Genomic DNA, 19,295 nt, shown 5'->3' with positions numbered 1-19,295 from the left:
GAGCTTCGTAGTCAGGTGCTCTTAGCCAGAAACCGCGTAATCGCCCCGCCGAGCTTCGCATTGTCCATCGGCTCCGCCAGCGACGCCCTTGCTGTGGCAACGACATCCTCCGGCGCTTTCCCGTCACGCAGATCGCAGCACACTTGCGCGAACCCGACATCGAACTCCGGATGCGGCTGCACGGTCAGCGTTGCGCCATTGGCATAGAGCAGGCCGGCATGCGGGGTGAACTCGGAGGAGAGGATCGTCAGCGCCTCGCTTGGCGGCTCGATCACCTGGTCCTGATGCGAGGCGGCGACCGCGACCGCTTCACCGTCGATGAGGCCGTTCTCCGGCAGCACCTGATAGACATGCCGGCCGATGCCCCAGCCCTGTTCTGATTTGCGCACGGTGCCGCCGAGCGCCTGCGCGATCAGCTGGTGGCCAAAGCAGACACCGACCATCGGTGTCTTGTTGGCGTAAGCCGTTCGCACGAAATCTTCCAGCGGCGCGATCCAGTCGAGCCCGTCATAGACCCCGGCCGCCGCGCCGGTAATGAGGATGGCCTCGAGCTTGCTCGGATCGGGCAGCGCATCGCCGCTGGGGATGCTGACGACCTCGATCGTCGCGGCCGGCTCCTCGGCGCGGATCATGCGCGCGAACATGTCCGGAAATGAACCGTGGCGCTCGCGGTATTTTTGCGGCACCTCTCCGGTCTCGATGATGGTGATGCGTGCCATGGGCCTCCCGGTCAAAAGGTTGCGAAGCTCAGCCGCTTTCTGCCCCATGTTGCTGGTGCGGCGCTGTGCGCTCGAGCAGAGCGCTCTCCTTGCGGATCTCGTTGAGAAAGGCCTTGGCCAGACGCGACAGCGGCTCGGCTTCAGACCATAGCATATAGGCGACCGCCTGCGTCGTCGGCGTGAACGGACGGACGACGAGGCCGCTGCCGCCGTTCTGCCGCGGCGAGAAAGGATCGACCACCGCCGCGCCGACGCCGGCGGCGGCCAGCACGCAGGCCGTGTTGCAGTAGCGCACCTCGACCGTCGGCCGGAACGGCGCGCCGGCGCGGGCAAAGCTGTCGCGCACGGCTTCGCCGAGCCGCGTGCCGCGTTCGAGCCCGATGAAGGGTAGGCCGGAGAGATCGGAAGCGGAGATCATCGGCCGGTCGGCGAGTGGATGCTGTGGCGGCAGCACGCAGACCATCTCGCCGGTGTGCACCACCTCGTGCGCGATCCCTGGATGATGCGTGAGGCCGAGCGCGAAGCCGAGCTCGGCGACGCGGCTCAGCACACCCTCGATGATGCCCTCATAGCGTCGTACGTCGAAGAACACCCGCGTCTCCGGGCGGCGGCGCAGGAAGCCCGACAGCGCGGACGGAATGATGCTGTACGCGAGCGGCGGCGTCGCCACGATGGCGAGATGCCCGGACCGGTTCTCGCGCAAATCGCGCATGCGGTTCTCGAGCTTGGCGTGCAGCGCGAAGATCGCCTCGCTCTCCTTGTAGAGCGCCATCGCTTCGGCGGTTGGAAACAGCCGGTTGTTGACGCGCTCGAACAGCGCAAAGCCCGCCTGCGCCTCCATCGTCTTCAGCGCGTTGCTGACCGCCGGCTGCGACAGCGCCAGCTCGTCCGCCGCCGCCACCGTGGTGCGGTGGCGGATCACGGCGCGAAGGATCTCGAGCTGACGCAGGTTCATATCACTGCCGATTATAGTCAGGGCCAAAACATCATAGCAACGCGAATTGATTTTGCAGCACCGCTCGCCCGTAATGGCAGCGGATTTGCACGTCGCATCAAAGGGTTCGTTCGCCCATTGAGGCAGCACTGCGCACAATTGGAGGCAATCTTGGTTCGTGTCCTTCGCGCCGCCGCCGCTCAGATGGGGCCGACGCAAAAAGCCGATACGCGCGAGCACACGTTGTCGCGGATGCTCGACATGCTCGATGAGGCGGCCGGTCGGGGTGCGAGCCTTGTGGTGTTTCCGGAGCTCGCCTTCACCACCTTCTTCCCGCGCTGGCTGCTCGAAGGCGAGGCCCTCGACCGGTATTTCGAGCGCAGCATGCCGAACCCCGCGGTGGCAAAGCTATTCGATCGCGCACGTGCGCTGCGCGTCGGCTTCTATGTCGGCTATGCCGAGCTGACGCCGGAGGGGCGGCGCTACAATTGCTCCATCCTGGTCGATCGCGACGGCGAGGTTCTCGGCCGCTATCGCAAGGTGCATCTGCCGGGCTCGGTCGAGCCGCGTCCGGGCGCGCGCTACCAGCAACTCGAGAAGCGCTACTTCGAATATGGCGACCTCGGCTTTCCCGCCTTCCGCGCCGGCTCGTCCTGGGCCCATGCCATCATGGGCATGATGATCTGCAATGATCGTCGTTGGCCGGAATCCTGGCGCGTGCTCGGTCTGCAAGGCGTCGAGCTCGTCTGCATCGGCTACAATTCGGCGGCCTACGATCCCAACGGCGGCACGACCGAAGACGGAGCCTTGCGCACCTTCCACTCGACGCTGGTGACGCAGGCCAACGCCTACATGAACGCGACCTGGGCGATTTCGGTGGCGAAGGCGGGCGAGGAGGACGGGTCCGGCCTGATCGGCGGCTCCTGCATCGTCGATCCCAACGGCCGCATCGTCGCGCAGGCTCAGACGCTGGCCGACGAGGTGATCGTCGCCGACATCGATCTCGACCTCTGCCGCCAGGGCAAGGACAAGATGTTCAACTTCGCCGCCCACCGGCGGCCCGAGCAATACAGGGTGATCACCGAGCGTGCCGGCATCATCGAGCCGGCCGTTCTCGACGCAGATTGACCAACGGCCGGTCGCGGCGTTGGCAAAAGGAGCTGACATGACACGCCTCTCGTATTTGCTTGCCTGCGCAGCGCTGGCTGCGGTGACGTCGGCGCGAGCCGCCGAGCTGCCGGCGGAGATCAAGCAGGCTGGTACGCTGAAGCTCACGGTCAATTCCACCTACGCGCCGATGGAATATCGCGACCCCGCAACCAACGAGCTGGTCGGGCTCGACATCGATCTGGCGAAGGAGCTCGCCAAGCGGCTCGGAGGGCTGAAGATCGTCTGGAGCGAGACGCCGTTCGCCGAGCTGATCCCTTCGCTCACGACCAAGCGGGCCGACTTCATCATTTCCGGCATCTCCGATCGTGCCTCGCGGCGCGAGACGGCGGATTTCGTCGATTACCTCGCAACCGGCCCGCAGTTCTTCGTGATGGCGGAGAGCGCGGTCAAGGACGCCAACGATCTCTGCGGCAAGAAGGTCGGCACCACCCGCAGCACCAGCTTCCCGGTCGAGATCGAGAAGTGGAGCAAGCAGAATTGCGAGCCGGCCGGCAAGCCGGCGATCCAGTACGTTCCGGGCGAGAATTCCATCGACGTCCGCAACCAGCTCAAGCAGGGCCGCATCGACGCCGCCGTGCAGGGCAGCGAGACGTTGCCTTATGCGCAGCAACAGGAGCCCGGCAAGTACCGCATCGTCGGCGAGCCCCTTGCCAAGGGCTATCAAGGCATCATGTTCCGCAAGGACGATGCCGCCTTGCGCGAAGTCGTGACCGAGAAACTCGCGGCGATGATCGCTGACGGCTCGTACAAGGCCATTCTCGACAAATGGGGCTTGGGGACCAATGCAGTCGCCCAGCCCATGCTGAACGCGGCGCCGCAATGAAGCAGGCGCCGGCACTCGCGCAAGGATTTCCCGATCTGTCGGGCATGCGGATCGCGCGCGAGCCGCACTGGTTTCGCTGGATCAGCGCGGCCCTGATCGTCCTCGTGCTGGCGGCGATCGCGCGCGCCTTTGCGAACGGCCAGATCGAATGGTCCTATGTCAGCCGCTTCCTGACCGCAAAGGTCATCCTCGAAGGCATCGTCAACACCATGGTGATGGCGGTGCTGGCGATGATGCTCGGCATCTTCCTTGGCATCGTCGTCGCGATCATGCGGCTGTCGCCCAATCCGGTGCTGAAGTCGGTCGCCGCCGGCTACACATGGCTGTTTCGCGGCACGCCACTGATCCTGCAGCTGCTGCTGTGGTTCAACCTCGCGCTGGTGTTTCCGACCATCGGTATCCCCGGCCTGTGGTCTGCACGCGCCGTCGATGTCATGACGCCGTTCCTTGCCGCGCTGCTCGGGCTCGGCATCAACCAGGGCGCCTACACCTCCGAAGTCATGCGCGCCGGCATGCTGTCGGTCGATATCGGACAATATGAGGCGGCGCAGGCGATCGGCATGGGACGGCTGCGGGCGCTGCGCCGGATCGTGCTGCCGCAGGCGATGCGCGTGGTAATCCCGCCGCTCGGCAACGAGTTCATCGGCATGGTGAAGGCGACTTCGCTCGCCAGCGTGATCCAGTATCCGGAGCTGCTGCACAATGCCGAGAACATCTACTACGCCAACTCCCGCGTCATCGAGCTCCTGATCGTCGCCGGGCTCTGGTACCTGCTCGCGGTCTCGATCCTGACACCGCTCCAGATGTTGCTCGAACGCCGCTTTGCACGCGGCACATTGCGGCTGGCGCGATGACAAAGCCGCTCGTCGCGATCCGCTCCGTAGCCAAGAACTTTGGAGAGTTTCAGGCTCTCAAGAACGTCTCGCTCGACGTCTGGCCCGGCGAGGTGATGTGCCTGATCGGCGCCTCCGGCTCCGGCAAGACCACGCTGCTCCGCTGCATCAATCAGCTCGCCACGATCGATGCCGGCGGCATCTGGCTCGACGGCGAACTGCTCGGAGTGCGCGAGCAAGGCGGGAAACTCCATCGCCTGAGCGAGCGCGAAATCGGGCGGCAGCGGCTCAAGACCGGCATGGTATTCCAGCGCTTCAACCTGTTTCCGCACAAGACCGCGCTGGAGAACATCACGGAAGGTCCGACCCAGGTGCAGGGGCGCAAGCCGGATGAGGTGCGCGCCGAGGCGACCGAGCTGCTTCGGCGCGTCGGATTGTCGGCCAAGGCCGACTGGTATCCGGCGCAGCTCTCCGGCGGCCAGCAGCAGCGCGTCGCGATCGCGCGGGCGCTCGCCATGAAGCCGATGCTGATGTTGTTCGACGAGCCCACCAGCGCACTCGATCCCGAGCTCGTCGGCGAGGTGCTCGCGGTCATGAAGGAGCTGGCCCGAAGCGGCATGACCATGATGGTGGTGACGCACGAGCTCGGCTTCGCCCGCGAGGTCGCCGACCGCGTCGTCTACATGGATCAGGGCGCGATCGTCGAGCAGGGCCGCGCCTCCGACGTGTTGGGCGCGCCGCGCGAGGAGCGCACCAAGGCATTTCTTTCGGCAGTGATCTGACATTGGGGGTATGGTGATGAAGAGATTCTTGCTTGCGGCGGCGTTCCTGGGCGCCATGAGCGTGTCGGCAATGGCGGCCGAACTGCCGCCTGAGATCGTAAAGCGCGGCAGCATCAAGGTCGCGGTGGTGCCGAACTATCCGCCGATGGAGTTCCGCGATCCCGCCACCAACGCGCTCTCCGGCTTCGACGTCGATCTTGGCGAGGCGATCGGCCGCAAGCTCGGCGTCAAGATCGAATGGACCGAGACCAGCTTTGCCGAGTTCATGCCCTCGATCTCGACGGGGCGGGTGGATGCGATCCTGTCCGGTTTCACCGACTATGCGAGCCGGCACGAGGTCGCGACCTTCGTCGATTATTTGCGCAGCGGCCCGCAGTTCTTCGTGCAGGCGTCACGCAAGGCGGAATTCAAGGATGCGACGTCGCTGTGCGGCAAGAAGGTCGGCGCCAGCCGACGCACCATGTTCCCGGCCCAGATTGCGGCGTGGAGCGAGAAGAATTGCGGCAGCTCTCCGATCCAGTTCGTCGGCACCGACGGCTCGGCCGATGCGCGCACCCAGCTGAGGCAAGGCCGCATCGATGCCGCCGCCCAGGGCAACGAGACGCTGCCCTACATCATGGACCTCGAGCCCAACACCTATGCGACCGTGGGCGCGCCCATCGCACAGCAATTTACCGGCATTGCTCTGCCGGTGAAGGAGAAGGCATTGCAGCAGGCAATGCTGGAAGCCGTCGACGCGCTGATCGCGGACGGCACCTACAAGACGCTGCTGGCGAAGTGGAAATTGAGCGACAACGCAATCGAGAAGGCGACCATCAATGCTGGACAGTAAGGCACTCCAGAGCATTCCGCTCGTTCCGGCCAACACCGCGGATCCCGCGCCGGAATATCCGTGGCCGAAGCCGTACACATCCGCGATGTTCCTGTCGTTCGACGTGGACGCCGAGAGTGCCTGGACCAGCAAGGACGCAGGTCATGCGCAGCGGCTCATCACCATGAGCTATGGCGGCTATGAGGCGCGCGTCGGCACGCCGAAGCTCCTGGAGCTGCTCGACCAGCTCGATCTCAAGGCGACGTTCTTCGTCACGGGGTGGTCGGTCGACGCGCATCCGGCGATGGCGGAATCCATCTTGAAGGCCGGTCACGAGATCGGACATCACGGCTATCACCATCTGCTGCCCGACCCCGGCGATCCCTGGATCGAGGAGGAGCTGGAGCGCGGCTTCGAGGCGCTGAAGCGCCGGCTCGGCCTCAAGCCGACCGGCTATCGCGCGCCCTATGGCGAGTTCACGGAGGAACTGCGCGTCGCGCTGGTGCGTCACGGCATCGTCTACACGTCTTCGTTCCGCGACGACGTCAGGCCCTATCGCCATCGCCTCGCCGACGGCAAGCCCGGCACAATCGAGCTGCCGGTGACCGCGAGCTATGACGACTGGATGCACGGCCTGTCGGCGCGCTTCAGTCCGCGCTCGATCTTCCCTAGGGAACACGTGCTCTCGATGTGGAAGGACGAGCTGGATGAGGTCCGCGACTGGGGCGCGATGGTGACAACCGTGCTGCATCCGCAATGCAGCGGCCGCCCGATGCGGCTGCGGCTGCTGCGCGAATTCCTGACCTACGCAAAATCGTGCCCGGATGTCTGGATCACCACCGGCGAGAACATCGCGGAGAACTTCCTGCGCCACGAAGCGGGTCACCGCTAATGTCCATCTCCCGCCGTTCGCTCCTCAAGGCCGGCGCGGCGCTGCCGGCGCTGTCGCTGCCGGGCATCGTCCGCGCTGAATCGCAATCCACGCTGCGCTTCATCCCCGTCATCGATCTCGCTTTCGTCGATCCCATCTATTCGACCGCGCAGGTGTCGCGAAACCACGGCTTCATGGTCTACGACACGCTGTACGGCATGAGCTCCTCGCTCCAGGTCTCGCCGCAGATGCTGTCGGGCCACGCCATCTCCGCCGACCAGCTGCGGTGGGACCTCACGCTTCGCGACGGCCTGTTCTGGCACGATGGCGAACGCGTGCTGGCGCGCGATTGCGTCGCCAGCATCCGTCGCTGGGCCGCGCGCGACGGCTTTGGCGGCGAGCTGATGGAGGCGACCGCCGAGCTCTCGGCTGCCGACGACCGCACCATCCGCTTCCGTCTGAAGCGTCCTTTTCCGCTGCTGCCGCAGGCGCTCGGCAAGGCAGCGATCAATGCCTGCTTCATGATGCCGGAGCGGCTGGCGAGCCAGGATCCGTTCAAGCCGCTCACCGAGGTGATCGGCAGCGGCCCGTTCCGCTATCTCGCCGACGAGCGCGTACAGGGCGCGCGCAACGCCTATGCCAAATTCGAGCGCTACCAGCCGCGCACCGACGGCAAGCCGGATTGGACCGCGGGGCCGAAGATCGTGCACTACGATCGCGTGGTCTGGACCACGACGCCCGATGCCGGCACCGGCGTTGCCGCGCTGCAGACCGGCGAGCAGGATTGGCAGGAGACCACGCCGCACGATCTCTTGCCGGTGATCAAGGCGGCCGGCGATATCGAGACGCGCATCCTCGATCCCCGAGGCTACGCCTGCATGCTGCGCCTCAACCACCTGCAGCCGCCGTTCGACAATCCCGCCATCCGCCGCGCGCTCCTGGGTGCGATCGACCAGTCCGCATTCATGACCGCCGTCGCCGGCACCGATCCGGCGTTCCAGGTCTCACCGGTCGGCTATTTCGCACCCGGCACCCCGATGGCAAATGAGGTCGGCCTCGACGTGTTCCGCGGCCCGCGCGACTACGCCAAGGTGAAGGCCGACCTGAAAGCCGCGGGCTACAACGGCGAGAAGATCGTGCTGCTCGTTCCGACCAACTCGCTGGCGCAAAAGCCGCTTGGCGAGATCGCGGTGGACTCGTTGCGCAAGGCCGGCATGAACGTCGAATATGCCGGCCTCGATTTCGCCGTGGTGCTGCAGCGCCAGCTGAAGAAGGATCCGCTTCCGCAGGGCGGCTGGAGCGCCGCGGTCGGCAACTGGCAGGGCATCGACTGGCTCAACCCGGCCGGCAACACCAACATTCGCGGCGAAGGCAAGGTCGCCGGCTGGTACGCGAGCACGAAGATGGGCGAGTTGCGCAGCCAGTGGCTGGCGGCCTCCGAACTCGCCGAACAGCAGCGCATCTGCCGCGAAGTCCAGAGGGTGGCGTTCGAGGAAATCCCCTATATTCCGATCGGCCTCTACAAGCAGCCGACGGCCTATCGCAAGGCCATCACCGGCATTCTCGACGGCACCGCCGTGTTCTGGAACGTGCGCCCCGCATGAGCACCACAGCAATCTTCGGCAGCTATGTGCTGTCACGGAAAGACGGCGCGCAGGACGTGCTGCGCGACCGCTGGGTTCTGGTCGAAGGCAAGAAGATTGCGGCGATCACGCGCGACAAGCCGCGCGCCGATCAGGTCTATGATCGCCCAGGCCGCTTCGTCCTGCCGGGCCTGCTCAACCTGCACAATCATTGCTTCTCGGAAGCGGTGGCGCGCAGCCACACCGAGGACGGCAACGGCCGCAAGAACAACCAGAGCATCGTCTACACGGTGCTGCTGCCGCTGACCAAGCGCGGCGCCGATATCCTGTCGGCGGAAGAGCGCCTTGCGGTGGCGCGGCTCGGCATCCTCCAGCTGCTCAAGGGCGGCGCCACCACGGTGATGGAGCCGTTCCGCAACTCGATCCCCGAGATGTTCGACGCGGCGGAAAAGATGGGCATCCGCTTCTACGGCGCGCCCTATCTGTTCTCGACCTCCGACGCCAAGGCCGGGCCTGACGGTGTGGTCCAATATTCCGGCGATGACGGCGCTGCGGATATGGCGGCGTGGGACGCGCTCTATCAGCGCTGGAATAATCGCGGCGACGGCCGCATCAGTCTTGCGATGAGCCCGCACGCCACCGACACCTGCGGCCCCGATCTCTTGAAAGCCTGCGCCACGCGGGCGCGCGAGCTCGGCGTTCCCATCACCACGCACATGGCGCAGAGCCGCGCCGAGGTCAAGACCATCGGCAAGCGCTATGGCGGCCGCACGCCGGCAGAATATCTGGACTGGCTCGGCCTGCTCGCGCCGGATCTGATGGCGGCGCACTGCATGTTCAGCAGCGATGACGATCTCAAGCTGATGGCCGCGCGCGGCATGACCGTCTTGAACTGCCCGCGCGTGTTCGCGCGTGCCGGCATCACCGCGGCGTTCAGCCGCTTCGCCGCGCACGGCGTGCGCACCGTGGTCGGCACCGACGGCTACAACATGGATCTGCTCGGCGAGCTCAATGCGGCGTCGCTGATCTCCAAGATCATTTCGGCGCGCCCTGACGTCGCGAACTCACCCGAGCTGATCGAGGCGAACACGACGGTCGCCGCCGACGTCATCAAGCGGCCCGATCTCGGCCGCATCGAGCCGGGCGCGACCGCAGATCTCACCGTCGTCGATCTCACCCATCCGCATCTGCAGCCGCTGTTCGACCCGCGCCGCGCGCTGATCGCACTCGCCAACCGCGCCAATATCGATCAGGTCATGGTCGATGGCCGGGTCCTGGTCGATGAGGGACGCTATCTCGGCGCGGATGAAGCCGCGATTACGGCGGCCGGCACCGCCGCGATCGGCAAGATCTGGGATCTGCCGGAGGCGCAGGCCGCGTTCAACGGCTGACCCCGGCTTCGTCGTCCTCGAACTCCACCAGCGCCTTGCGCATGGTCTCGACCAGGTCCAGCGCCACCGGGGACGGGCTGCGCTGCGCCGGAAAGACCGCGGAGAATTCGAAATCGATGCGCGGCAGGAAGCGGCGCACGACGACGCCGCGCGTCGCAAATTCCTGCGCCGTGAAGGGATCGCAGATCGCGACGCCGAGGCCTGACGACACCATGCCGCACATGATTTCCGACAGCGTGGTCTCAACGCGCAGCACGCGGCGGACATCGTGGCGGTGGAAGACCTGGTCGACGAGATGCCGACTCGACGATCCCGCCGACAGCGAGATGAAGGTCTCGCCCTCGAAATCGCGCGGCTCCAGGACTTCCTTCTCCGCGAGGCGATGACCGGTCGGCAGCACTGCGACGCGCGCCGGCGCCGGCAGTCTCTGGCTCGGCAGACCGGAATGCGCGATCGGCACCTCGGCAAAGCCGACGTCACATTGATTGTTCAGCACCCAGTCAACCACGATCGGCGAGATGACACCGAAGAAGGCGAGGTTGAGGTTTGGCCGCTCCTTCAGAAAGTGACCGGTGAGCCGCGGCAGATAGCCGTTCGACAGCGCCGGCAGTGCCGCGATGCGTAGCGAGCCGGTGCGGCGTCCCCGGATTTCTTCTGCTGCCGCAGTGATGCGTTCGAGGCCGACGAAGGAGCGCTCGACCTCGGTGTAGAGCGCCATCGCCGCGGCGGTCGGCACCAGGCCGGTGCCGCGCCGTTCGAACAGCTCCATCTTCAGCAGCGCCTGGAGGTCGCGCAGCAACCGGCTGACGGCCGGCTGCGTCACCTTCATTAGCGCCGCCGCCTCCGTCACGCTGCCGGTCAGCATCATCGCGCGGAAGGCCTCCACCTGCCGCGAATTGATACGCGCCATTCCAACTCCATCCATAACATTTCGGCATGCAGAGGGTGCCATTATTCATTGGACGATGGAAGTATAGGTCTGCGATCTTTTTCATCAGGACTGGAGACAGCCCGCTTTTTCGGCAGATTGGAGGGGTTCAAACCTCCAGATCGCGCCAAAACCCGCCGAATGGGGGCCGGAGCCCTGATCGGAAGCGGATTGGCGCGGAAGGGAATGCGGCAACGCGCTTCAGCCAGCGAGACTCGTCGGCACGTCACCTCATTCCGGTATTGGAGATCGGTCCACATGAAGACTTTTCGCCTTCTGACCGCGGTCAGCATCGCAGCGCTCATTGCCGTCCCCTCGGTCGCCTCGGCCCAGCAGAAAACGCTCTACGTCGCCGGCTATGGCGGCTCGTTCGAGAAGACCATCCGCGACGAGGTGATCCCGGCCTTCGAGAAGGAGAACGGCGTCAAGGTCGAATACGTCGCCGGCAATTCCACCGACACGCTGGCCAAGCTCCAGGCGCAGAAAGGCAACCAGCAGATCGACGTCGCCATCGTCGATGATGGCCCGATGTACCAGGCCATCCAGCTCGGCTTCTGCGGCAAGCTCGACGGCTTGCCCGCCGATCTCTACGATACTGCACGCTTCAAGGACGATCGCGCGGTTGCGATCGGCATCGTCGCCACCGGGCTGATGTACAACACGAAAGTGTTCAAGGAGAAAGGCTGGGCGCCGCCGACCTCGTGGAACGACCTGAAGGACACGAAATACGCAAAACAGCTCGTGATTCCACCGATCAACAACACCTACGGTCTCGAAGCGCTGGTGATGCTGTCGAAGATGAACGGCGGCGGCGAGACCAACGTCGAGTCCGGCTTCAAGATCTTCAAGGAGCAGATCAATCCGAACGTGCTGGCCTATGAGCCGTCGCCGGGCAAGATGACCGAGCTGTTCCAGTCCGGCCAGGCCGTGATCGCGGTATGGGGCACCGGCCGCGTGCAGAGCTTCGCCAATACCGGCTTCCCCGTCGACTTCGTCTACCCGAAGGAAGGCGCAGCGACGCTGCTGACCACGGCGTGCCCGATCAATAAGCCCAATGCTTCGCCGCTGGCTGCGAGCTTCGTCAAGATGCTGCTCGATCCGAAAACCCAGCTCGTGATGCTGAAGGATTACGGCTACGGCCCGGTGCTGAAATCGCTCGTGATCCCGCCCGAGCTCGGCAAGATGGCGCCGATCGGCGAGCGCGCGGCCAAGCTCTACAATCCGGACTGGACCGTGATCAACGAGAAGCGCGAGGAGTGGACCAAGCGCTGGAATCGCGAGGTCGAACGCTGATCGGTCGCCGCGGAGACAGCGTCATGGCCTATCTCGAGCTCGATCGGGTCGCAAAGCAGTTCGGCACGCAGACTGTGGTCGATGACTTCAGCCTGTCGGTGGGGAAGGGGGAGTTCATCTCCTTCCTCGGCCCGTCCGGCTGCGGCAAGACCACGACGCTGCAGATGATCGCGGGCTTCCTCGATCCGACGCGCGGCGCGATCCGCCTTGAGGGCAAGGACCTGACCGCGATCCATCCGGCAAAGCGCGGCCTCGGCATCGTGTTCCAGAGCTACGCGCTGTTTCCGCACATGACCGCAGCGGAGAACGTCGCCTTCGGCCTGGAGATGCGTGGCGTGCCGCGCGCTGAAAGGTCCGAACGCGTCCGCGCCGCACTCGCGATGGTGGGCCTCGCCGGATACGAGGATCGCCATCCGCGCCGCATGTCCGGCGGCCAGCAGCAGCGCGTGGCACTGGCGCGTGCGCTGGTGATCAAGCCCAGCGTGCTGCTGCTCGACGAGCCGCTGTCGAACCTCGACGCCAAGCTGCGCGAGGAGATGCAGATCGAGCTGCGCCAGATCCAGCGCACCGTCGGCACCACCACGATCCTGGTCACGCATGACCAGAACGAGGCGATGTCGCTGTCGGATCGCATCGTGGTCATGAGCCAGGGCAAGATCGAGCAGATCGGCACGCCACAAGAGACCTATGAAAGGCCGGCCTCGGCCTTCGTCTCGCAATTCCTCGGCAAGACCAACGATTTTGCCGGAACGATCGACCGGACCGTCGCGCCGACGCAGTTGGTGGCCGGCTCCTGGCGCGCACCGGCGCCGGCTGGGCTCGGCGGTCCCGTCACCGTCAGCGTTCGCCCCGAAAGAATCGGCTTTGGCGATACAGGGCTCAGCGCAAAAATCATCACGCGCATCTTCCAGGGCAATCACTGGCTGTTCCAGTGCGACAGTGAATGCGGCCCGGCGATCGTGATCCGCCAGAACGACGGCAAAGCGCAGCCGGCCGAAGGGGACGCGGTTCGCCTCACCTGGCGGCCCGAAGACATGAGCGTTCGCGTGAGGGCCGGCGCATGAGCATGGCGGCCGAGGAGCGCAGCCTGCGCGCGCCGTGGGTGCTGACCGCACCCGCCTTGATGCTGTTCGTCGGCGTGCTGCTGATTCCGCTGGCGATGACGGTAATGCTGTCATTCCACGATTGGGGCCAGTACAAGGGCATCGAGCCGGTCTTCATCTTCAAGAACTGGCACGAGATCGCGACCGATCCCTATTACGCCGAGATGTTCTGGCGGACCTTTCGCATCGCGATTCTGACCACGCTGCTCACCGCGCTGCTCGGCGCGCCCGAAGCCTATATCCTCAACCGCATGAGCGGCCGCTGGAAGAGTTTTTTCCTACTGGTCATTCTCGGGCCGCTCTTGATCTCAGTGGTGGCGCGAACGCTGGGCTGGGCCCTGCTGTTCGGCGGCAACAACGGCCTCGTCAACAAGCTGCTGATGTCGCTCGGGCTGATCGGCTCCCCCATTCCCTTCATGTTCACCGAAACAGGCGTGGTGATCGCGCTCGCGCATGTGATGATGCCGTTCATGGTGCTGTCGGTATGGGCCGCCCTCCAGCGGCTCGATCCGCAGATCGAGAATGCTGCGATGTCGCTCGGCGCGGGCCCCGCGACCATCATGCGCCGCATCATCATGCCCCAGATCATGCCGGGCGTGCTGTCGGGCGCCATCATCGTGTTCTCGCTCTCGGGCAGCGCCTTCGCAACGCCTGCGATCATCGGCGGCCGCCGGCTCAAGGTCGCGGCAACGCTCGCCTATGACGAATTCCTCAACACGCTGAACTGGCCGCTGGGCGCTGCGGTCGCAACGCTGCTGCTGGCCGCATTGGTGCTGATCGTCGTCGGCAGCAACGCACTGATCGAACGCCGCTATGCGGAGGTGTTCCGATGAGCCGGAACGGTCCGCTCGCGCTGATCTTTCACACCATCTTCGTCATCGTCATGGTGGCGCCGATCTTGGTGGTCTGCCTCGTCGCCTTCACGCCTGAGGGATACCTGTCGCTGCCGACCAACGGCTTCTCGCTGCGCTGGTTCAGGACCATTGCGAACTACCCCGAATTCATTCACGCCTTCTGGGTCAGCCTCGGCCTTGGCGCGTTGTCCTCCCTCGTGGCACTGCTGTTCGCGGTGCCGGCGGCGCTGGCGATCTCGCGCTATCGCTTCCGTGGTCGTGATGTGCTGGCGGCGCTGTTCCTGTCGCCGCTGATGATCCCGCATGTGGTGCTCGGCATCGCCTTCCTGCGCTTCTTCACTTCGGCCGGTCTCGGCGGTAGCTTCGTGGCGCTGATCGTCGCGCATGTCATCATCGTGTTCCCGTTCGCGCTGCGGCTGACGCTGGCGGCGGCGACCGGCATGGACCGCACGGTCGAGATGGCGGCGGTCTCGCTCGGCGCCGGCGGCTGGACGCTGTTCCGCCGCGTGACCTTGCCGCTGATCCTGCCCGGCGTGATTAGCGGTTGGGCGCTCGCCTTCATCCAGTCCTTCGACGATCTCACCATGACCGTCTTCCTTGCTGCGCCCGGGACCGAGACGTTGCCGGTCCGCATGTTCCTTTACATCCAGGACAACATCGATCCGCTCGTGACGTCGGTCTCGGCCTGCGTGATCGCAATCACCATGGCCGCCCTCATTTTGCTCGACCGCTTCTACGGGCTCGACCGTGTGCTCGCTGGCAAGGGCGATACGGGACGATAGGAGAACTCATGTCAGGAGATTACGACGTCGCCGTCGTCGGCGGCGGACTGCTCGGCTCCGCCATTGCCTGGGGCCTCGGCCGGCTCGGCAAGAAGGTCGCCGTGCTCGACGAAGGCGACATCACCAAGCGCGCCTCGCGCGCGAACTTCGCATTGGTGTGGGTGCAGAGCAAAGGGCTCGGCATGCCGGCCTATACGCGGTGGACCGTGCAGGCCTCGCAGGCGTGGGGCCGGCTGGCCTCCGAGCTGAAGCAGCAGACCGGCCTCGACGTCGCCCTGCAGCAGAACGGCGGTTTTCATCTCACGCTCGGCGAGGACGAATTCGGCCAGCGCACCGAGCTCGTCAAGCGCATGCACAACCAGGTCGGCGCGGCCGACTACAAGATGGAGATGCTGCGGCCGTCCGAGGTGAAGGAGGCGCTGCCGCTGATCGGCCCCGAGGTCTCCGGCGGCAGCTATTGTCCGCTCGACGGCCACGTCAATTCGCTGCGCACCTTCCGCGCCTTCCACACCGGCTTCATTGCGTTCGGCATCGACTATTTTCCGGAGCGTCCGGTCTCGGCGATCAGCAAGAGCGGGGGCGAATTTCGACTGATCACGCCGCAGGGCGAGCTGCGCGCCGCCAAGATCGTGCTCGCCGCCGGCAACGCCAACCAGACGCTGGCGCCGATGGTCGGCCTCTTTGCGCCGATGGGCCCGACTCGCGGCCAGGTCGTCGTGACCGAGCGCACCATGCCGTTCCTGCCGCATCCGCTGACCACGATCCGCCAGACCGACGAGGGCACGGTGATGATCGGCGACAGCAAGGAGGACGAGCTCGATGATCGCACGCTGAAGCCGTCGATCAGCGGCGTCATGGCCGATCGCGCGCAGCGCATGTTTCCGCATCTGGCGCGGCTCAACGTGGTCAGGAGCTGGTCCGGAATCCGCGTCATGCCGCAGGACGGCTTTCCGATCTACGATCAGTCGGAGACGTATCCCGGCGCCTTCGTCGCCTGCTGCCATTCCGGCGTGACGCTCGCCTCCAACCACGCCTTCGAGATCGCGCGCATGGTGGCGCAGGGCGCGCTCGAGCCGGAGCTGGTCGGCGCGTTCTCGGCCAGCCGTTTTGGCGGCGCAGGTGCTGCGAACAGCAGCGGCTACTAGAGATTCTGAGAAGGAGCCAAGAGGCATCCCCATGTTCAAGCGATCCGAACAGGACAAGCGGCCACAGGTGCAGATCTTCGTCGACGGCGTCGCGGTCGCAGCGCGCCAGGGCGACACCGTCTCCGCCGCACTGCTGGCCTCCGGCGTTGACGCACGGCGTTCCACCGCGGTGAGCGGCGCGCCGCGTCTGCCTTATTGCATGATGGGCGTCTGCTTCGACTGCCTCGTCACCATCGACGGCGTCGGCAACCGGCAAGGGTGCCTCGTGCCCGTCGCCGAGGGCATGCAGATCGAAATCCAGAAGGGCAAGCGGGAGATCGGAAAATGAGCGTGGCTCCCAAGCGCGAAAACTATGACGTCGTGGTGATCGGCGCCGGGCCCGCGGGCCTTGCGGCTGCCGCAACATCCGCCAAGGCCGGCCTCTCGACGCTGCTGCTCGACGAGAACATCGGCCCCGGTGGCCAGGTGTTTCGCGCCATCGCCTCGACGCCGGTTACCGAGCGCAATCAGCTCGGCGCCGATTATTGGGTCGGGGCCGATCTCGTGCAGTCGCTGCGCGCGAGCAATGCGGAGGTCATTCACCGCGCCACCGTCTGGAGCCTCGACCGCAATCTCGATATCGCCGTCTCGATCGGCGGCGCCTCGGCCTTCGTCAAGGCGAAACGCGTGATTCTCGCGACCGGTGCGCTGGAGCGGCCGTTCCCAATTCCCGGCTGGACGCTGCCGGGCGTGATGACCGCCGGCGCGGCGCAGACCATGCTGAAGTCCTCGGCCCTGGTGCCCGACGGACGCACGGTGATCGCAGGGCAGGGGCCGCTGCTGTGGCTGCTCGCCGCGCAGATACTGCGGCTTGGCGGCCGCATCGATCGCATCCTCGACACCACCCAGCGCGGCAATTATTTCGCCGCGCTCCCGCACGCTTTCGCCTTCCTCACCTCGCCCTATTTCGCCAAGGGCCTGTCGATGATGCGCGAGGTGAGGGCGAAGGTGCAGGTCGTCTCCGGCGTCACCGAGCTTGCGGCTTCCGGTGATGGCCAGCTTGCCAGCGTGAGCTACGTCGCCGGCGGCAAGCGCGAGACCATCGCTGCGGACCTGTTGCTGCTGCATCAGGGCGTCGTGCCCAACGTCAATCTGGCGATGTCAGCCGGCATCGAGCATCGCTGGGATGATCTGCAATTGTGCTGGTCGCCAGTGCTCGACGCGAGCGGCAATTCGTCGGTCGCCGGCATCGCGATCGCCGGTGACGGGGCCAGCATCGGCGGCGCGAGTGCAGCCGTGGTGCGCGGTCGCATTGCCGCGCGCGCCGCCGTCGAAGCACTGGCGCCCGCTTCTGCCGCAAAACTTCCCGCAATGGCGACGCTCCGTTCCGACCTCGCCAAGGCTGAGCGTGGTCGCCTGTTCCTCGACACGCTGTTCCGCCCCGCGCCGCAGTTCCGGATTCCTTCAGGCGATACCATCGTCTGTCGTTGCGAAGAGGTCACGGCAAAGGACGTTCTCGATTCCGTCGCGATCGGCGCGACCGGGCCGAATCAGCTCAAGGCCTATCGCCGCACCGGCATGGGCCCGTGCCAGGGCCGGCTCTGCGGCCTCACCGTCACCGAGCTGATGGCGCGGGCGCGCGGCAAGACCCCGCAGGAGATCGGTTACTACCGGCTGCGCGCGCCGGTGAAGCCGATCACGCTGGCCGAACTCGCCGCCGTTCCCAAGAGCGAGGCCGACGTCAAGGCTGTGGTGCGCGGATGAGCACAAATGTGGATGCGATCGTCATTGGCGGCGGCATCCACGGGTGCTCGACCACGCTGCATCTGTGTCTCGCCGGCCTGAAGCCGGTGCTGATCGAGAAGGACTATGCCGGCCGTCACGCCTCGGGCGTCAATGCCGGCGGCGTCCGGCAGCTCGCGCGGCACATTCCCGAGATTCCGCTGTCGATCCGCTCGATGGACATCTGGGAGAAGATCACGGATCTCGTCGACGACGATTGCAGCTTCGAGAGCTACGGCCAGGTGCTGGTCGCCGAGAACGAGGACGAGCTCGCCCTTTGCCGCGCCCGCGTCGCCGAGCTCAATGCGCTCGGCTTCACCCACGAAGAACTGATCGACGCGACCGAATTGCGCCGACTGGTGCCGGCGGTTGCCGAGACCTGTCCCGGCGGCGTGGTCTCGCGCCGTGATGGCGCGGCCAATCCGGCGCAGACGACGACGGCGTTCCGCCGCAAGGCTGAGCAGTTAGGTGCGACCGTGCGCGAAGGCGTAGCGGCCGGCAACATCCGCTACAACGACGGCCTCTGGCACGTCGATGCCGGGTCGGAGAGCTTTGCCGCGCCGGTGCTGGTGAATGCTGCCGGCGCCTGGGCCGGCAGGATCGCGGCTGATCTTGGCGAGCCCGTCCCGGTCGAAACCGTGGCGCCGATGCTGATGATCACCTCGCGCGTGCCGCACTTCATCGACCCCGTCGTGATCCTGCGTGGTCGAAAGCTGTCCTTCAAGCAGTTCAAGAACGGCACCGTGCTGATCGGCGGCGGCCATCTGGCGACGCCCTATCAGGATCGCAACGAGACGGTGCTGGACTGGAAGAGCCTTGCGACCAGTGCGCAGACCGTGTTCGAGCTGTTTCCGGTGATGCGCAGCGCCAACATCGTCCGTGCCTGGGCCGGCATTGAAGCCAAGATGAAGGACGACATTCCCGTGTTCGGGCCGAGCTCGCGTCACAAGGGCCTCTATCACCAGTTCGGCTTCTCGCTGCACGGTTTCCAGCTCGGCCCTGGCGCCGGCGCCGTGATGGCGGAGCTGATCGTCAACGGCGGCACCCAGACCCGTATCGGCGAACTCGGCATCGACCGCTTCCACCCTTCCACGCTCTAAACAAGAGGATATCATGAGCATCACCCGCAGCATCCGCACGCCCATCATGCACCGCGCCGTCGAAGCCAATGGCTTCGTCTTCCTCGGCGGCACGATCGCCGACGACACCTCGGTCTCGATGGGCGAGCAGACCCGCAACATCCTCGGCAAGATCGCCGGCTATCTGAAAGAGGCGGGAACCGACAAGAGCCGCGTGGTCAGCGCCTCGATCTTCGTCACCGATCTCTCCAAGAAGAAAGAGATGGACGCGGCCTGGACCGAATTCTTCGGCGACAACCTGCCGACCCGCGCCACCGTCGGCGTCGCCGATCTCGGCGGCGGTGCGCTAATCGAGGTGGTGGTGACCGCGCTCAAGGGCTGATGGTGCACGGCGAGGAAGGACGACAGCGCCCATCACGCCTGTTGTCTCCTC

General features: G+C 65.6%; 20 protein-coding genes. 17 read left to right on the top strand and 3 right to left on the bottom strand.

From position 1 onward, the window contains the following. Positions 1-11 precede the first annotated feature (11 nt). Together I6F20_RS12250 and I6F20_RS12245 are read right to left on the bottom strand one after the other, a co-directional pair. On the bottom strand, positions 12-719 hold the full coding sequence (locus I6F20_RS12250; protein ID WP_225126360.1) for a type 1 glutamine amidotransferase: 708 nt from the start codon (positions 717-719) through the stop codon (positions 12-14). Between the two features lie 28 nt (positions 720-747). Further along, the gene (locus tag I6F20_RS12245) at positions 748-1,674 is read right to left on the bottom strand and encodes a LysR family transcriptional regulator (RefSeq protein ID WP_036021753.1); all 927 of its coding nucleotides are present in this window, start codon (positions 1,672-1,674) and stop codon (positions 748-750) included. Positions 1,675-1,824: 150 nt separating this feature from the next. Here I6F20_RS12245 and I6F20_RS12240 point away from each other — a divergent pair, with 150 nt between their 5' ends. Genes I6F20_RS12240 through I6F20_RS12205 form a run of 8 tightly spaced genes read left to right on the top strand, consistent with a single transcriptional unit; the run spans position 1,825 to position 9,917 of the window. Next, positions 1,825-2,781 (top strand): N-carbamoyl-D-amino-acid hydrolase, encoded by a 957-nt coding sequence (locus I6F20_RS12240; protein WP_225126358.1) that lies wholly within the window; start codon positions 1,825-1,827, stop codon positions 2,779-2,781. Between the two features lie 37 nt (positions 2,782-2,818). Further along, positions 2,819-3,646, top strand: a complete 828-nt coding sequence (locus I6F20_RS12235; protein ID WP_225126356.1) for an ABC transporter substrate-binding protein — start codon at positions 2,819-2,821, stop codon at positions 3,644-3,646. After that, positions 3,643-4,500: an amino acid ABC transporter permease gene (locus tag I6F20_RS12230; RefSeq protein WP_036021759.1), complete on the top strand. Its 858-nt coding sequence runs from the start codon at positions 3,643-3,645 to the stop codon at positions 4,498-4,500. The genes I6F20_RS12235 and I6F20_RS12230 overlap by 4 nt, the downstream gene beginning before the upstream one ends. Continuing rightward, a complete protein-coding gene (locus I6F20_RS12225) occupies positions 4,497-5,261 on the top strand; it encodes an amino acid ABC transporter ATP-binding protein (protein WP_057028105.1) in 765 nt (254 codons plus the stop codon). The genes I6F20_RS12230 and I6F20_RS12225 overlap by 4 nt, the downstream gene beginning before the upstream one ends. Positions 5,262-5,277: 16 nt before the next feature. Continuing rightward, the gene (locus tag I6F20_RS12220) at positions 5,278-6,093 is read left to right on the top strand and encodes an ABC transporter substrate-binding protein (protein WP_035998422.1); all 816 of its coding nucleotides are present in this window, start codon (positions 5,278-5,280) and stop codon (positions 6,091-6,093) included. Next, the gene (locus I6F20_RS12215; protein ID WP_225126355.1) at positions 6,080-6,964 is read left to right on the top strand and encodes a polysaccharide deacetylase family protein; all 885 of its coding nucleotides are present in this window, start codon (positions 6,080-6,082) and stop codon (positions 6,962-6,964) included. The genes I6F20_RS12220 and I6F20_RS12215 overlap by 14 nt, the downstream gene beginning before the upstream one ends. Further along, a complete protein-coding gene (locus I6F20_RS12210; RefSeq protein ID WP_225126353.1) occupies positions 6,964-8,547 on the top strand; it encodes an ABC transporter substrate-binding protein in 1,584 nt (527 codons plus the stop codon). The genes I6F20_RS12215 and I6F20_RS12210 overlap by 1 nt, the downstream gene beginning before the upstream one ends. Further along, entirely contained in the window at positions 8,544-9,917 is a 1,374-nt protein-coding gene (locus tag I6F20_RS12205; protein WP_225126352.1) for an amidohydrolase family protein, read from the top strand. Before I6F20_RS12210 ends, I6F20_RS12205 begins: the two co-directional genes overlap by 4 nt. Here I6F20_RS12205 and I6F20_RS12200 read toward each other — a convergent pair. Next, on the bottom strand, positions 9,907-10,827 hold the full coding sequence (locus tag I6F20_RS12200; protein WP_225126351.1) for a LysR substrate-binding domain-containing protein: 921 nt from the start codon (positions 10,825-10,827) through the stop codon (positions 9,907-9,909). The genes I6F20_RS12205 and I6F20_RS12200 overlap by 11 nt on opposite strands. Positions 10,828-11,103: 276 nt before the next feature. On the opposite strand from I6F20_RS12200, the gene I6F20_RS12195 reads away from it, so the two are divergent. From I6F20_RS12195 to I6F20_RS12155, 9 genes are read left to right on the top strand one after another with little or no spacing between them, the layout of a single operon-like run. Next, a complete protein-coding gene (locus I6F20_RS12195; protein WP_035998434.1) occupies positions 11,104-12,138 on the top strand; it encodes an ABC transporter substrate-binding protein in 1,035 nt (344 codons plus the stop codon). A 23-nt stretch (positions 12,139-12,161) separates the two neighbouring features. Next, positions 12,162-13,202, top strand: coding sequence for an ABC transporter ATP-binding protein (locus I6F20_RS12190; protein WP_035998437.1), 1,041 nt, complete (start codon positions 12,162-12,164; stop codon positions 13,200-13,202). Further along, positions 13,199-14,074, top strand: a complete 876-nt coding sequence (locus I6F20_RS12185; protein WP_225126350.1) for an ABC transporter permease — start codon at positions 13,199-13,201, stop codon at positions 14,072-14,074. Before I6F20_RS12190 ends, I6F20_RS12185 begins: the two co-directional genes overlap by 4 nt. After that, positions 14,071-14,877, top strand: coding sequence for an ABC transporter permease (locus tag I6F20_RS12180; protein WP_225126349.1), 807 nt, complete (start codon positions 14,071-14,073; stop codon positions 14,875-14,877). Before I6F20_RS12185 ends, I6F20_RS12180 begins: the two co-directional genes overlap by 4 nt. 8 nt (positions 14,878-14,885) lie before the next feature. Then, positions 14,886-16,022, top strand: a complete 1,137-nt coding sequence (locus tag I6F20_RS12175) for an NAD(P)/FAD-dependent oxidoreductase (protein WP_225126348.1) — start codon at positions 14,886-14,888, stop codon at positions 16,020-16,022. A 31-nt stretch (positions 16,023-16,053) separates the two neighbouring features. Further along, positions 16,054-16,350, top strand: a complete 297-nt coding sequence (locus I6F20_RS12170) for a (2Fe-2S)-binding protein (protein WP_025034065.1) — start codon at positions 16,054-16,056, stop codon at positions 16,348-16,350. Beyond that, complete coding sequence (locus I6F20_RS12165; RefSeq protein ID WP_225126347.1) at positions 16,347-17,765, top strand: FAD/NAD(P)-dependent oxidoreductase; 1,419 nt, start codon at positions 16,347-16,349, stop codon at positions 17,763-17,765. Before I6F20_RS12170 ends, I6F20_RS12165 begins: the two co-directional genes overlap by 4 nt. Beyond that, positions 17,762-18,883 (top strand): NAD(P)/FAD-dependent oxidoreductase, encoded by a 1,122-nt coding sequence (locus tag I6F20_RS12160; RefSeq protein ID WP_225126346.1) that lies wholly within the window; start codon positions 17,762-17,764, stop codon positions 18,881-18,883. Before I6F20_RS12165 ends, I6F20_RS12160 begins: the two co-directional genes overlap by 4 nt. 13 nt (positions 18,884-18,896) lie before the next feature. After that, on the top strand, positions 18,897-19,244 hold the full coding sequence (locus I6F20_RS12155) for a RidA family protein (protein ID WP_028138431.1): 348 nt from the start codon (positions 18,897-18,899) through the stop codon (positions 19,242-19,244). Positions 19,245-19,295: the final 51 nt, after the last annotated feature.

It is taken from the genome of Bradyrhizobium sp. IC3123 (assembly GCF_020193625.1).
Classification (GTDB): Bacteria; Pseudomonadota; Alphaproteobacteria; order Rhizobiales; family Xanthobacteraceae; genus Bradyrhizobium; species Bradyrhizobium yuanmingense.
The sequence above is the reverse complement of the archived record's forward strand: the minus strand, read 5'-3'. Positions and strand labels throughout refer to the sequence as shown.